Source organism: Halocatena salina (assembly GCF_023115355.1).
Lineage (GTDB): Archaea > Halobacteriota > Halobacteria > Halobacteriales > Haloarculaceae > Halocatena > Halocatena salina.
The window spans coordinates 942,254-955,670 of record NZ_CP096019.1 but is presented as its reverse complement, the minus strand read 5'-3'; the positions used below and the strand labels follow the sequence as shown (position 1 = coordinate 955,670).

General features: G+C 57.4%; 16 protein-coding genes and 1 tRNA gene. 5 read left to right on the top strand and 12 right to left on the bottom strand.

All coding sequences use genetic code 11. The features are described 5' to 3' along the window. The first annotated feature begins 136 nt into the window (after positions 1-136). Positions 137-805 (top strand): LysE family translocator, encoded by a 669-nt coding sequence (locus MW046_RS04835; protein ID WP_247994433.1) that lies wholly within the window; start codon positions 137-139, stop codon positions 803-805. A gap of 7 nt (positions 806-812) precedes the next feature. On the opposite strand, the gene MW046_RS04830 is transcribed toward MW046_RS04835, so the two are convergent. Further along, positions 813-1,508, bottom strand: coding sequence for an HD domain-containing protein (locus tag MW046_RS04830; RefSeq protein WP_247994432.1), 696 nt, complete (start codon positions 1,506-1,508; stop codon positions 813-815). An 816-nt stretch (positions 1,509-2,324) separates the two neighbouring features. Here MW046_RS04830 and MW046_RS04825 point away from each other — a divergent pair. Then, complete coding sequence (locus MW046_RS04825; protein WP_247994431.1) at positions 2,325-3,053, top strand: GNAT family N-acetyltransferase; 729 nt, start codon at positions 2,325-2,327, stop codon at positions 3,051-3,053. Positions 3,054-3,135: 82 nt separating this feature from the next. On the opposite strand, the gene MW046_RS04820 is transcribed toward MW046_RS04825, so the two are convergent. Together MW046_RS04820 and MW046_RS04815 are read right to left on the bottom strand one after the other, a co-directional pair. Beyond that, a tRNA-Gln gene (locus MW046_RS04820) sits at positions 3,136-3,240 on the bottom strand. Between the two features lie 34 nt (positions 3,241-3,274). Next, positions 3,275-3,496 carry a hypothetical protein gene (locus MW046_RS04815; RefSeq protein WP_247994430.1) on the bottom strand — a complete coding sequence of 74 codons (222 nt, stop codon included), beginning with the start codon at positions 3,494-3,496 and terminating at the stop codon, positions 3,275-3,277. An 84-nt stretch (positions 3,497-3,580) separates the two neighbouring features. Here MW046_RS04815 and MW046_RS04810 point away from each other — a divergent pair, with 84 nt between their 5' ends. Further along, a complete protein-coding gene (locus MW046_RS04810; RefSeq protein WP_247994429.1) occupies positions 3,581-3,889 on the top strand; it encodes a DUF7577 domain-containing protein in 309 nt (102 codons plus the stop codon). Between the two features lie 31 nt (positions 3,890-3,920). Here the strand turns inward: MW046_RS04810 and gcvPB are convergent, their stop codons facing one another. The 9 genes from gcvPB to pan1 form a co-directional block, all read right to left on the bottom strand. After that, positions 3,921-5,360: an aminomethyl-transferring glycine dehydrogenase subunit GcvPB gene (gene gcvPB / locus MW046_RS04805; protein WP_247994428.1), complete on the bottom strand. Its 1,440-nt coding sequence runs from the start codon at positions 5,358-5,360 to the stop codon at positions 3,921-3,923. After that, positions 5,357-6,685: an aminomethyl-transferring glycine dehydrogenase subunit GcvPA gene (gene gcvPA, locus MW046_RS04800; RefSeq protein ID WP_247994807.1), complete on the bottom strand. Its 1,329-nt coding sequence runs from the start codon at positions 6,683-6,685 to the stop codon at positions 5,357-5,359. Before gcvPA ends, gcvPB begins: the two co-directional genes overlap by 4 nt. Positions 6,686-6,809: 124 nt before the next feature. Then, entirely contained in the window at positions 6,810-7,199 is a 390-nt protein-coding gene (locus tag MW046_RS04795; protein ID WP_247994427.1) for a universal stress protein, read from the bottom strand. Positions 7,200-7,242: 43 nt separating this feature from the next. Further along, complete coding sequence (locus tag MW046_RS04790; protein WP_247994426.1) at positions 7,243-7,515, bottom strand: DUF7520 family protein; 273 nt, start codon at positions 7,513-7,515, stop codon at positions 7,243-7,245. Positions 7,516-7,775: 260 nt separating this feature from the next. Further along, entirely contained in the window at positions 7,776-8,246 is a 471-nt protein-coding gene (locus tag MW046_RS04785; RefSeq protein WP_247994425.1) for a GNAT family N-acetyltransferase, read from the bottom strand. Between the two features lie 97 nt (positions 8,247-8,343). After that, positions 8,344-10,140, bottom strand: coding sequence for a cbb3-type cytochrome c oxidase subunit I (locus tag MW046_RS04780; RefSeq protein ID WP_368411348.1), 1,797 nt, complete (start codon positions 10,138-10,140; stop codon positions 8,344-8,346). 146 nt (positions 10,141-10,286) lie between these two features. Continuing rightward, positions 10,287-10,526, bottom strand: a complete 240-nt coding sequence (locus MW046_RS04775; RefSeq protein WP_247994424.1) for a DUF6684 family protein — start codon at positions 10,524-10,526, stop codon at positions 10,287-10,289. Positions 10,527-10,570: 44 nt separating this feature from the next. Continuing rightward, positions 10,571-10,996, bottom strand: a complete 426-nt coding sequence (locus tag MW046_RS04770; RefSeq protein WP_247994423.1) for a DUF7541 family protein — start codon at positions 10,994-10,996, stop codon at positions 10,571-10,573. 74 nt (positions 10,997-11,070) lie between these two features. Next, the gene (gene pan1 / locus MW046_RS04765) at positions 11,071-12,288 is read right to left on the bottom strand and encodes a proteasome-activating nucleotidase Pan1 (RefSeq protein ID WP_247994422.1); all 1,218 of its coding nucleotides are present in this window, start codon (positions 12,286-12,288) and stop codon (positions 11,071-11,073) included. 222 nt (positions 12,289-12,510) lie between these two features. On the opposite strand from pan1, the gene MW046_RS04760 reads away from it, so the two are divergent. Both MW046_RS04760 and MW046_RS04755 read left to right on the top strand, forming a co-directional pair. Next, positions 12,511-12,765 carry a winged helix-turn-helix domain-containing protein gene (locus tag MW046_RS04760; protein WP_247994421.1) on the top strand — a complete coding sequence of 85 codons (255 nt, stop codon included), beginning with the start codon at positions 12,511-12,513 and terminating at the stop codon, positions 12,763-12,765. Between the two features lie 183 nt (positions 12,766-12,948). After that, positions 12,949-13,194: an HAH_0734 family protein gene (locus tag MW046_RS04755; RefSeq protein WP_247994420.1), complete on the top strand. Its 246-nt coding sequence runs from the start codon at positions 12,949-12,951 to the stop codon at positions 13,192-13,194. The last annotated feature ends 223 nt before the right edge of the window (positions 13,195-13,417 follow it).

Genomic DNA, 13,417 nt, shown 5'->3' with positions numbered 1-13,417 from the left:
ACCCATCACATCCGTGACTGTGGCTCCTTTGAGACTATCGTAACCCGGAAGCTGAACGATCTTCCCTCTTTCAGTGCTCTCTCCGGCCACGATCGATATTCGTTCGTTTTTTCGCATTTTCGACCCTACACCCACTGTGACCGAGGTAGTAACGTTCGGAGCCGGTGTAGTGTTCGGGATTGCGCTCGCGGCTCCACCGGGACCGATGAACGCCGTCATCGCCGAGGAGAGCGTGGCCCACGGATGGCGGTCGGGCGTCCGCGCCGGAGTGGGTGCGATGATGGCGGATATCTGTTTTTTCGTCGGTGCGTTGTTGGGTGTGGTAACAGTCGTCGAACGCCTGCCGACGCTCCGGGCCGCGATGGTCGCCGTTGGTGGCGTGTTGATGCTGTATTTCGCCTATGACACGGCCACCGACCTCCAAAGCGGCTTTCGAACGGCCAACGCTGCTGGAGCGGACCGGGGCTTTCGCCGGGCGTTCGTGCTGGCGATCACGAATCCCTATCAGATCTTGTTCTGGCTGACCGCCGGCGTCGCGCTGCTCGATCCGGGCACGGTCGACGTACTCGCACCGCTGTCGACGGCGCTCGCCGGTCAGTTCGTCGTCCAGACGGGGACGCCAGTGCTCCTGCTCGGACTGTTCAGTGGGGTCGCCCTCTGGATCGTCGGTTTTCCGGCAATGCTCATCGCCGCGAGAAAACGGATGGATTCGTTCGCACCGCTTACCGCTGCTGCAAGCGCGCTCGTACTCTTTGGGTTCGGCGTCTACTTTCTCATCGATGCGGTGACGTTGCTGATGGACTGATTCGAGTCTACTCCATCACCTCTGGCTCGCCCTCTTCTAGCTGTGCCACCTCCGAGATGAACCACTCGCGAAACCACCGAACGCGTTTCAACCGCTGATGAGCGATGCTCTCTGCGGTGTCGCTTACGATCCGGTCGATCACGTTTTCACCACGTTCGACGATCCGATTGATCATTTCTGGGGCGTCCGTGTGGGTTCGAGCTTCATAGCCCATGCGAAGAAGGATGAGCGTCATCCCGTTGGCACCGACCTTATCGAGGAGATCGCTTTCGATGAGACAACGTGCTTCGAGCGGCAGATCCGTGAGTGGCCCTTGATAGGAGTGGTTTTCGATCGAATCACACACTTCGTCCACGAACGAGGACGGATACTCGCAGTGACTCCGGAGATATTCCCGTGTGATGCGAGCACCGGCCTCGGCGTGAACGTCTTGGTCGACCTCAAGCTTCGCAATGTCGTGAAACAGCGCTGCCACACGAACCACGTCGGCGTTCGCCCCTTCTTTTTCTGCGATATGTGTTGCAATAGACACGACGTTCAGGATGTGGTTAAACCGATACTCCGCAGAGTGCCACGGATACCACCGCATCCGTCCGCCGTCCTCTTCGCCCTCTACGCTCGCAGTGAGATAGTCGCGGACGAACTGTTTCATCTCCTCGAAATCATCGTCAGAGACGGGATTTTCGCGTATCTCAACCCCCACAATACCGCCCCCAGTACCGCCAAGTGCTCATGTTGCACGTGGATAGTGGTGTTATAGTCTTGAGGGTTACGGGGTTACGAAGAGGCGGTTCAACCGTTCGGACCGAGAGAAAGCCTCCACTCTTCAGATAGGAACTTCCTTGATACAGATTACGAGCGCATAGCTGCGACTTCAGTCATCTCTAGAAATCAGATATTTCTGGTGTACGAACAAGATACTTCGAATCTCGTCAACACAGGTCGAGCGGATCATAGCGGACACAACTACCAGCGGTTGCCTCCCCGGATTTCAAACTGCTATCGTTTTGCTTGTGATCCACTCCTTTCCGATTGCTACGACAGCAGTGAGAGGCCGTTCCCGAACAGACAAGGGAGAGTGACGAACGCGGTCTGTTCGTCACACGGCGATGACACGGCTGCCGATGGGGTGTTTGACCGCGCCACAGCCCTATATGCGGGAGGAAACGAGAGTTCTACCGGAGTGTCCCCGGTTCCCGCTGAGTGCGGGTTGGACCCGTGAAGGCGACGACTGGCCGATCCGATGGTCAGGTTCCATGTCGTTTACGGCGTGGAGGAGGTCAATATTAGCTTCGACATCCGGATGCATTACGTCAATGGCATCAATATATTGGTATTAGACAACTAGTTGTTATCAGAAGTGCCTATAATGCATTTAGTATTCTGCAAAGATAATAATTGTCGTTTCGGGGGTCTCATGGCGTCTATCCGGCGGAATCTCACGATCTCTTGATGGATGATCACCGAATATTCACCATCGGCAGGGGGGTTTATTGTCCCAGAATGAGTTTAGCATAATATGAACATACGCACAGCAGAACTGGAGGATGGGGCATCAGTTCGGACGATTGCGCGGCGGTCGCTCGAATCCTCTTACTCACTCAGCCCTCAAACCATCGAAAGCGCGGTGACACAGTGGTACGACGAGGAGGACATCATCGACAAACTCGAGGAACCCGATTATGTCATGTTGGTTGCAGAACGAGAGGAAAACGTCGTTGGATTTGCGGAGGGTGTCGTCGTGGAATCGGACGGTGACGGCGATCTTCTCTGGTTGCACGTCGATCCTGACTACCGGGGTGAAGGCGTTGGAGAGCGTCTGTACAACACTATCTACGACCGATTGATGACGATGGGTGCATCGCGGCTTCGTGGACGGGTGCTCCGGGATAACCACAGTGGTAACGACTTCTACGAACAGCACGGACTCGTCAAAGCCGGCGATGAGCGGGTCGACATCGACGGTACTCAGTACGTCGAAAACATCTACGTCGAGGACGAACCCACCGATATCGAAACCATCATGGGTAACAACGGCGACGTACACATCGATTACGACGACGCAGAACGTGGCAGTGTCGCGCCGTTTTTCGCTGCTTACAACGATACGGACCGTACCGATCTCTACGGCTATTTCTGTTCGAACTGCGACAGCCTCGATATCGCTATGGACGCGATGGGCCGCGCCGAATGTAACCAGTGTGGAAATCAGCGTAAAGCGACCCGGTGGGACGCGGCGTATCTGTAGGAACAACTATTACCATTTGGTTTCACGCACGAGTCCACAACTGATTCATACAGCACAGCGGCCACAGAAACGATAAATCCGATAGTCCCGCCCAGATTCGAACTGGGGTCAATGGCTGTCTTCCGCGATCGGACAGCGCCGTTTCACGTCCAAAGGCCATTATGATTGGCCGCTACACCACGGGACTGCATACGTGGGTTGTTCCTGGCAGTACAATAGCGTTACTCTTTCTCGATCGATTCCATCGAACTGTCCAGTCTCGACAGTGACATGGCGAGCGCAGCGATACTGAGCAACACCACTACACCGCCGACGGCCTGGAGTGGTTCACCCCCGTGACTGGCAACGCCGATCAACAAGATGCCCAAGCCAACGGTGACGCCGCCGATCGACCCGAGGGAGACGACCGATTCTGCTGGCATGACCGTGGTATGTCGTTCCATCACTATACAATTACCGCCGCTCGGCCCGAATAGAAAGTATAAAAACACCGTAATGTGTAAGTCATTAGCTAACGTAGTGCGCTTATGAGTGCGCTGGTGTGGGGGCTTATCGTCCTCGCGGTCTTTCCCTTACTCCAGATCCCTATCCTCATCTACGTCGCTCGCCGTCTGGAAGAGGACGACTCCGACGACGATGTCCCAACCCTTGCCCCGAACCCCTATTGGATCGATCCGAACGATCCCCAGCCGATGCTGTCGTTCGATGGCGGCACTCCCTCGTCGGACATCGACTCGACGCTAATCACGTGTCCCCAGTGTGGCACGGAAAACGATCCGATCTACACGTACTGTCGCAACTGCGTTCGTCGTCTCCCAACGTTGGGATGGGAATGAACTCCTTGTAGCGTGACTCGGTGGTCTCGATCTACTGTTCGTCGTGTTCGTCCAGCGCCTGCCACGACAGCCGCGGAGTTCGGGCAGCAGTGGCTTGATCGATCCGTCGGGCAGCAGTGCGTTGGGGTGCCGTCTCGATCATTGCTTCGTCCTCGGCTGTAACGGCGTTGAACGCTTTTGCGAGTTGATCGAGCGTTCGTCTGTTTTCGATTTCAGTCGGTTCGGTCATCAGCGCTTGTTCAACGGCTTCGGGCCACTTCGTCGTCGGCGGATGGACGCCGTAATCGAGCATCCGTTTGGCTATATCGGCGGCGTCGTTGGTCGCACTGGCGACGAATTCGTGGTGGAACGGTCCGAACGGAACGTCGTATTCGATCTGGCTGGCGAGATAGTTCGCGTTCAACACCGCCTTGGCGCTCGCATCCCGGAGCCCGACGTCCCCGAGTCGGGCGATGTACGCGTAGGCTTTGAGCAACACCAGCCAGTTGCCTTGATAGCCGTGAACGCGTCCGATCGATCGCTCGGGCGTGAACAGCTCGAATCCGTTTCCGTGTTCGTCTGTCCGTCTCACCCGGGGTTCGGGAAGGAACTCTGTGAGTTCCTCAGTGACGCCGACGGGACCGGCACCCGGACCACCGCCGCCGTGGGGCGTCGCAAACGTTTTGTGAACGTTGTAGTGCATCACGTCGAAGCCCATATCACCGGGGCGTGCCCGTCCGAGCAGCGCGTTCAGGTTCGCACCGTCGTAGTACAACAGCCCACCGGCGTCGTGCACGATGTCGGCGATCTCGGTGATATCGCGTTCGAACAGCCCTAGCGTGTTCGGGTTCGTCAACATCAGTGCGGCAGTATCATCGCCAACAGCTGCCGTGAGCGCGTCGAGATCGACCCGCCCGTCCTCGCCGCCGGGGAGGCTCACTACGTCGTACCCCGCGAGCGCTGCGCTGGCGAAGTTCGTTCCATGGGCGCTGTCCGGAACGATCACCTCGGTCCTGTCGTTGCCGTTGTTTTCGTGGTAGGCCTTGGCGATGAGGATCCCAGTGAACTCACCTGCCGCTCCTGCCGGCGGTTGCAGGGTGACTGCGTCCATCCCGCCGATCCGGCCGAGATACTCCTGCAATCGATACAGGAGTTCGAGCGTTCCTTGGACACTCGCTTTGGATCGATCAGGATGAACGCTCGCACTCGGGAGTGCTGCGACATCCTCAGTGAACGAGGGATTGTACTTCATCGTACAGGAGCCGAGCGGGAACGGCCCATTCTCGATTCCATAGTTCATCGCCGATAGGCGGGTGTAATGACGGGTCAGCTCTGGCTCGGAGAGGTCAGGTAGCGTGAGCGATTCGCGCGTCAGATCCTCCGGGAGTGCTGACTCCGTTCCACCGACATCGACCGTCGTCGATCGTTTTTCTGCGAGCAGTGGTTCGTATCGGTCCTCGTCTTCGGTCCACCGCGCTTGATCGTATCTCATACGACTTCCTCCATGGCTGTGCAGAGACGGTCGCGTTCGTCCGCGTTGGTCTCGGTCGTACACACCTGTAGATGGTGATCGTCGATGGCGTGAACGGCGAACCCGCGCGTCTCCAGTCGTTTTCGTACGTCCGGTGCATCCCGAACGCGAGCGATGAACTCTCGGAAGTGATGTCGATCGTGTACCGGGGCTGTGACCCCATCGATGGCGTCCAATCCGTCGGCGAGTTCTCGTGCCCCCGTCACACAGTCGTTTGCGAGTTCGACCAATCCGTCGGGGCCGTGTGATGCGATACACATCGCCGTTCGGAGCGCGACCCACGCCTGATTCGTACAGATGTTGCTCGTTGCGCGTTCCCGGCGGATGTGTTGTTCCCGCGTTTGGAGTGTGAGCGTGTATGCTCGTCTGTCCGTCGCGTCGTTGCTGGCACCGACGAGCCGACCCGGTACTTGCCGCAAGAACCGCTCACGACAGGCGAACAGCCCGAGACCCATGCCGTAGCTCATCGGAAGCCCGAGTGATCCCGCTTCTCCAACGACGATGTCTGCGCCAACGCTTGCAGGCTCTTCTAACAGCGCGAGCGCGACGATATCGGTTCCCAGACAGAACAGTGCGTCGGCCGCGTGTGCGAGCCGTCCGAGTTCGGAGAGTTGCTCTTCGATAGTGCCTCGGACGGTGGGTGTTTCGGCGTACAACAGCGCAACGTCCTCGTCCATCCGGCGTTCGAGCGCCGTCAGGTCGGCGTTCCCGTCGTCCATCGGATAAGACTCGACGTTCAACTCGGTTCCGGATACGTAGTTTTCCACTACGTCGCGCCGACGCGCATCGAGCAACTCGGGGACGAGCACCGTCTCGCCCGTCGCCGCGCGAACGCGACTGGTGAGGGTTGCGGCCTCTCCCAGCGCAGTGGCGGCGTCGTACATCGAACAGTTCGCTACGGGAAGTCCCGTCAACTCTACGAGTATTGACTGATACTCGAACAGGGCTTGTAGGAATCCCTGGGCGATTTCGGGCTGATACTGCGTATAGCTCGTGAGAAACTCCGACCGGTCCGCGATGTGGTCGACCCACGACGGAACGTAGTGGTCGTAATGCCCACGACCCAAAAACTCCGTCAGATCGTCGTTTTCCCCCAGTAGTTCCGCTGTCTCTTCGATCACTGACTGTTCCGACTGGCGAGTGATGCCAAACTCACCGTCGAACAGTACGTCTTCCGGAATATCAAACAGCTCCTCTTCACTGTCTACCCCTACAGCAGCGAGCATCGCTGCCGTCTCGGAGGGGGTGTGTGGTGCGAAGGGGCTGCCGGTATCGTGGTTCGTCATGGTGTGCGTCGATCGGTGTCCGTCGACACCCCAGTAGGGGAGAATTTTGCGCCCGGGCATATCATACCCGCGATTTTGTGGATGGTGGTGATGGACAACTCGGACGCACCACCCTGTACGGATGTTAGCTCTCCTCGCTTCCGGCGATCAATACTGGCCGATCGGTGTTGAGTACGACCGCCTTGGAACCGCTGCGGAGTTGCATTTTCCCCGCTGGAGAGCGACGCCGGCCTCCGATACAGATGAGGTCCGCATCTTCGTCGTCGGCCACCGAGAGCACGGCGTTCAGAGGCGTTCCGTCCACAGCGCGCAATGACACGTCGATCCCGTGGTCGGTGAGTCGCTCGTGGGCCGCCGCAACCGACGGGATCGTCAAGAGATCGGTTCCCTCGTCGGTCACGTGGACGATCGTCACCGAAACGGATTCGGAAACGGCGGGCAGATCGGTGATGGCAGTTACCTTCGAGCGACCCTGCGGATCATCGGGGGCGATCCCCGTAACGACGTGATACATGAAAGAACACAAGGGTCACTGCCGTTTAACCTCGCGGATGGAATCACGATCCCCCGTCGGGATCGGCATACCGTTTCGAGACGATGACCATCACAACCAACAACACGCCCAGTAACGTTCCGACCGTGATTCCCCCATACAGGGCCATCCCGATCGCTGTCGGTGGGAGTTGGATGACTCCGAACAGCTCCGGATCCATCCCCTCGATCTGAAGGGTACCGATGATGTATCCCGCGAGAGCAGCGACACCGACGATAGCGAAGTACATGCCAGTGACGAACCGCTGGCCGTCGTAGGCGGAACCGTCGTGACTCACAGTGGTGTTACGATCACCGGTACGATTAGCCTTTTGTCCTGCGTCCACAACGCACCGTATGCGCGAAAAGGATCTCCTCATCCTCGTCCTCGCTGGGATCGCCGTGTTGATGTTCGTCACCGGAATCGTTCTCATCACGAACGCCGCGTACTGACTGCTCGTCCGGTATTGGTACGTTTCCATACTGTCACGAGTGTTCGGTGACGACGAGCGATCGTCACGGAGAATCCCTGCCCCTCCTTTAGACGTGAATTCGACAGCTACCGAAGCTGTTTTTCCATGACGATCTCGTCGTAGGAACGATTTTCGAGGGGATAGTCGCCCGTTTTCTCGTATCCACGACGCCGATAGAACGCGGGGAGATACGGATGGTCTTCGGGTGTCGTGAGCCAGATCGTCGTGTGACCACGGTCGGAGGCCCGTCTCTCTGCATGAGCGAGGAGTTCACTTCCGATCCCCTCTCCCTTGTACGTCTCGTGGACGCCGAACCGGCTGAGCTGAGCGTCCTCCGTTTTCGTCAGCTCGAGCCGTACGCCGCCGACGATCTCGCCATCGATCGTGGCGACGTAGACCTCGGTCTCTCGAATCCAGTCCGCGACGGTGACCGGTGATACGGATCCCGCGCTCGCAGGAAACCCAAGCTCACGGTTCTCTTGATACGCACTTCGATACACTGCCGCGAGTGTGCTGGCATCTTCGACGGCTGCCTGTCGAATCTCCGGCGTTCTCATACTATCCGCCCGGGAATACGAGCGTCCTGTTCGTTCGAGTTTCGAAAGCTTGTTCTCATGAACTCACGACGAAAATCAGTCGGTTCTGGAAGCCGGATTACTCTTCGGTGGACTCGGTTCCGCCGTCGGTACGGACCTCTTCCTCGCCACCGTCGGTGACGGTCGTTTGGATCCGGTCGGCGTGCCATTCGAATTCGCGGGCTTCCATGCCGTATTCACGGAGGTCCCACGGATCTTCTCCCGCTTTTGGCCCTTCGTACCACGAAACTACGAAGTTCCACAGCCAGATTATCGTCCCGACAGCCATGAGGAGTGCGCCGACGGTGGCGATCACGTGGAGGTTCTGGATGAGCACCGAGAACGGACCGCCCTCGGAGAGTTCGTACGTCGCATACCGGCGTGGCATACCCTCGTAACCCAACAACAACATCGCAAAGAAGGTGATGTTAGACCCGAGCATCCACAGCCAGAAGTGCCATCGCGCGAGCGTCCGCTGGTACATGCGACCGGTGAAGATCGGATACCAGTAGTACATGGCTGCAAAGCCGGAGAAGGCGATCGCACCCATGACGATGTAGTGGAAGTGGCCCACCACGTAGTACGTATCGTGTAAGATGAGGTCGACGGGGATCGACGCGAGGAACACCCCGGTCACGCCACCGATGATGAAGTTCGAGACGAAGCCGACACAGAACAGCATCGGTGCCGTCAACCGGATGTCACCGTTCCACATCGTGGTGATCCAGTTGAACGTTTTGACCGCACTCGGAATGGCGATCGCCATCGACACCGCCATGAAACTCAGCCGGATGCGCGGATCGATTCCCGTCGCGAACATGTGGTGTGCCCACACGCCGAAAGAAAGCACTCCGATGGCCAGCGTCGAATAGACGACGAACTTGAAGCCGAACAGCTTCCGGCCCGAGAACTTCGGGAGAATGAGGCTCACCACACCCATCGGAGGCAACACGAGGATGTACACCTCCGGATGGCCGAAGAACCAAAACAGGTGTTGCCAAAGCATCGCGCCACCGCCGTCGACCGCGAAGAAGGTCGTCCCAAAGCCACGGTCTAACAACAGCATGATCAGCGCGCTACCCAACAGCGGGAACGAAAACAGGATCAGTCCCGACTGGGTGAGGATCGTCCACGAGAAGATGTCGAGGTTGGCCCAGTTAACATCCTCCGCGCGCTCGGTGAAGATGGTTGCGATGAAGTTGATCGCGCCCATCGTAGTCGAAACACCCGATAGGTGCAGTCCCAACAAGAACAGATCCACGCCGGGATTGGCCTGTGCTGAGGAGAGCGGAGGGTACATCGTCCAACTCGTCTGGGACGCCTGAATCGCCCCGTCCGTCATCGGATCGAGGAAAAAGCCCGCCCAGATAAGGAGTGCAGCCGGTGGCAGCAGCCAGAAGGCGATCGCGTTGATCCTGGGAAACGCCATGTCGTCGGCCCCGATGAGCAACGGGATGAAGTAGTTACCGAGCGCCGCGATCACCGGTGTCCCGAACAGAAACAGCATGGTGATACCGTGGCTCGTCATCAACCCGTTGTAGAAGTTCTCACCGCCGAGGCCGGTGAGTACATCCATCGCAGGCGTCATGAGTTCCACCCGCATCAACAGGACGGCTAGACCACCCCACCCGAAGGAGACGACTGCGAACACACCGTACAGTATCCCGATGTCCTTGTGATCGACTGATGTCAACCACCGCACGAGTCCAGCGGGCTTCTCTTTGGAAACGTATCCCGTCTCCCCGCCCACTGCGGCTCCCCCGCCCGCAAGCGGCGTGTACGACCGCCAGTCCTCTATGCGCGACAGGGCCATCGCTACAGCAGCGAGAAATAACCCCATCAAAACAGTCAGCGCGAGCTGTGCTGATAGGTCCATATACGACCTATCGGCACCGGGTGATTAGAAAGGTTATGGAACTATCACGGGAGACTTCCCGCCCGACTCGTTCGTGCGGAGGAACACCTCATTCACTCGTTTTACAGTTCCAATCTGTGCTTTCAAACCTTTGATATCCGCAGCAGTTACTGTTCTTCAAGCTCCTGTTCTGCTTTCGTGATCGCCTTCCCGGAGACGTACGTGAGAACCGCCAGTCCGATGAACGGGATCACCAGCAGACTCATCTGGATCGTCGTTATGAACGGATCGTATTCAAATCCCGGTAGGGCAACGAACACGGCGATGAAAAACAAGATGATACCCAGCGGGATGATGTTGACCGAGAGATCGAGCAGTGTCTCGCGGTCGAAGACACTCGATGCCATACCGGGCTTCCGTGTGGATGGGTAAATAGAGTATCGATTCTTCTCTACGGTGTCTTCAAATCGGACTGCACGAACGGCGCGACAGCACCCACACCGACGGCAATCGCGCCCGCAACGACTATCGAAACGCCCCGGATGATAATTCCGTTTGGCTGTTCACCGAAGGCATCGATCAACTCGGACAGCATCGTGTCGGGCGTGGCAAATCCCAGCTGTGTTCCGACGAGTATCGCACCGAGCACGGCTAGTACCGTACCGAGAATGCTCATCACTCGCCACAGATCGGGCGTATACCCGGATTCGGTGAGAATCCCCGCGACCGATCCGGTAAACAACAACAACCCACCAACGGACAGCGGAATGATCCCAAACAGCACCCCGAGTTCCGAAAGGACGAGCCCAAGCGCAACGAAAACCGGCCACGGACTCGACATCCGGTACTGATCGCTCAATCCCGGTTGATCGTCCATATCCCGGCTACGGAACACGCGTTCAAATGAACGTCGATACGACACCTATTACGAAACTGGAAACCCAAAAACGGTTACGCGAACGTCCGGCTGATCTCGTCGCCGTCGCTTTCTTCGTCGTCATCGATCTTCTCCCACGCGTTTTCAAAGTCCTCGCGGGTGACTGTCTGCCGGTCGTCTCGGATGGCGAACATCCCTGCTTCAGTACAGATCGCCTTGATGTCCGCACCGCTGGCGTTTTCGGTATCCTCGGCCAACTGTTCGAAATCCACCTCGTCCGCGACGTTCATCGAACGGGTGTGGATGCGGAAGATCATCTCCCGACCTTCCAGATCTGGTTTTGGGACTTCGATGAGGCGGTCGAACCGTCCGGGGCGGAGGATGGCGCGATCGAGCATATCGAAGCGGTTTGTGGCGGCGATGATGCTGATCTCGCCGCGGTCGTCGAAGCCGTCCATCTCCGAGAGCAACTGCATCATGGTCCGCTGGACCTCGGCGTCTCCGGAGGTTTTCGAATCGGTGCGTTTTGCAGCGATCGCATCGATCTCGTCGATGAACAGCACTGCTGGCTCGTGCTGGCGGGCGAGTTCGAACAGATCCCGAACGAGCTTCGCCCCCTCTCCGATGAACTTATGGACGAGTTCCGAGCCGGCCATCTTGATGAACGTCGCCTCCGTCTGGTTGGCGACCGCTTTGGCCAGCATCGTCTTCCCCGTCCCCGGCGGCCCGTGCAACAACACCCCTGACGGCGGATCGATCCCCACCGCATCGAATCGTCCCGGACTGGTCAGTGGCAGCTCGACGGTCTCACGGACCTCATCGATCTGCTCGCTGATACCCCCGATGTCCTCGTAGGCGACCTCTGGTTCGTGCTCTACTTGCATCACCCGCGCACGAACGTCGGTTTCGGCGTCGAGCACGCGAACGATCGACAGGGAATTGTTCACCGCGACCCGATCGTCCGGTTCGAGCTGTTCGCGCATCTCCTGGGTGACTTCGGTGAGCGCCTCCTGATTGTTGCCGTGCTGTTTGATCACGATCCCCTCCTCTGAGATCTCTTGCACCGTCGCTATGAACAGCGGCGATTGTTTGAGCTTCTTGTTCTCGTGGGTCAGCCGTTCCAACTTCTGCTGGTATTTGTTCTTTTTTGCGTTCGCATCGAGGAGCTCGTCCCGCATCTCCTCGTTTTGTCCTTCGAGTATTTCGAGTCGTTCCTGAAGTGACTCGATCTTTTCCTGTTGTGACGCGTCGGGTTCGTAAGGCCACTCGACGTCGTCAACGATGTCGGTCATCTACCCGGGAATAGCGCTTGTCCTCATAAGAGGTTTCGGGTCGTCTACACCGTATCTGGCCAGTATCGGGGAATCGTTGACGATAGTGATCGCACACGCGCAAACACATAGAATACAGACGCCGTGATTCCGTTGTGCCAATATTTACCGCCTACTGTCTACAATTATTCTTGGTAATTTTGAAATGGGAAATATTACATAGTTGCATTATTAACTGACGGTATGAGCACTACAGACGATCGAGACGAACAGGTTGGGGTGGACGGGTTGCAGGACTGTCCACCGAGCGCGAAGTTGGTCGCCAAGGTACTCGAATACGATGGACCACTCACCCAACAGGAACTCGCCGAAGAGACCCTGTTACCCACGCGAACAGTGCGGTATGCGGTCTCGCAGTTGGATGAGATCGGTGTCGTCCACTCCCGTTTCTCGTTCACTGACGCCAGAAAGCGCGTGTACAGCCTCAAAACGAAGTAAAACGCTCCATACGCTGCCAGCCACATGGGCAGGGGTAATCAGCTTTCCTCTCCAGCAGACGATCGACCGGCAGGCTCCATCGTGCCGACAGGGGCCGTGCGGAGACGACCACCATATTCTGTAATGCGGCGTCTGAGAATTCTCCTTGGTAAAGTTTAATCCGACGCTGAATCGAGAAAGAACATGAAGCATCTCATCATCGATGGGGATCCAGGCATCCGGAAGGACGCGGTTATCGAGTACGACGAGGACGAAGTCGTCTGCTTTTCGGTCAAGCGACAGGGCGACTGGCACGGTCCCGAGCGGGTTCAGTTGTGGTGTACCGTTGGTACGGAAGACGAGCGGGAAACCTACGAACGCCGCGAGTACATTCCGATGTACTTAGAGACCGACCACGCTGATTCCGAATCGATCACCGTCCACAGCTAATATCAAATTATTGTTACCACACGCACCGTATTGTCACGGTTATTAATGAATTTTTATCTGCTATCAGTACACTATCGTATTGCCCGGCGTTTATCGACTCCGTAATTGGGTTAATAGGTGGTTATTCCCCGTATTTTGGCATCTGAACCCCAGGTACGATACAGTCATTATACTACTAGAAAAGCGGCATGAATCGACGAAACGGTCTGCAACGACACTTTGA

Coding starts and splice junctions, on each gene's coding strand:
- MW046_RS04755 (WP_247994420.1), top strand. CDS start 12,949: ATGAAGCATCTCATCATCGATGGGGATCCAGGCATCCGGAAGGACGCG.
- gcvPB (WP_247994428.1), bottom strand. CDS start 5,360: ATGAGATACGATCAAGCGCGGTGGACCGAAGACGAGGACCGATACGAA.
- MW046_RS04825 (WP_247994431.1), top strand. CDS start 2,325: ATGAACATACGCACAGCAGAACTGGAGGATGGGGCATCAGTTCGGACG.
- MW046_RS04760 (WP_247994421.1), top strand. CDS start 12,511: ATGAGCACTACAGACGATCGAGACGAACAGGTTGGGGTGGACGGGTTG.
- MW046_RS04795 (WP_247994427.1), bottom strand. CDS start 7,199: ATGTATCACGTCGTTACGGGGATCGCCCCCGATGATCCGCAGGGTCGC.
- MW046_RS04770 (WP_247994423.1), bottom strand. CDS start 10,996: ATGGACGATCAACCGGGATTGAGCGATCAGTACCGGATGTCGAGTCCG.
- pan1 (WP_247994422.1), bottom strand. CDS start 12,288: ATGACCGACATCGTTGACGACGTCGAGTGGCCTTACGAACCCGACGCG.
- MW046_RS04775 (WP_247994424.1), bottom strand. CDS start 10,526: ATGGCATCGAGTGTCTTCGACCGCGAGACACTGCTCGATCTCTCGGTC.
- MW046_RS04815 (WP_247994430.1), bottom strand. CDS start 3,496: ATGGAACGACATACCACGGTCATGCCAGCAGAATCGGTCGTCTCCCTC.
- MW046_RS04810 (WP_247994429.1), top strand. CDS start 3,581: ATGAGTGCGCTGGTGTGGGGGCTTATCGTCCTCGCGGTCTTTCCCTTA.
- MW046_RS04785 (WP_247994425.1), bottom strand. CDS start 8,246: ATGAGAACGCCGGAGATTCGACAGGCAGCCGTCGAAGATGCCAGCACA.
- gcvPA (WP_247994807.1), bottom strand. CDS start 6,685: ATGACGAACCACGATACCGGCAGCCCCTTCGCACCACACACCCCCTCC.
- MW046_RS04780 (WP_368411348.1), bottom strand. CDS start 10,140: ATGGACCTATCAGCACAGCTCGCGCTGACTGTTTTGATGGGGTTATTT.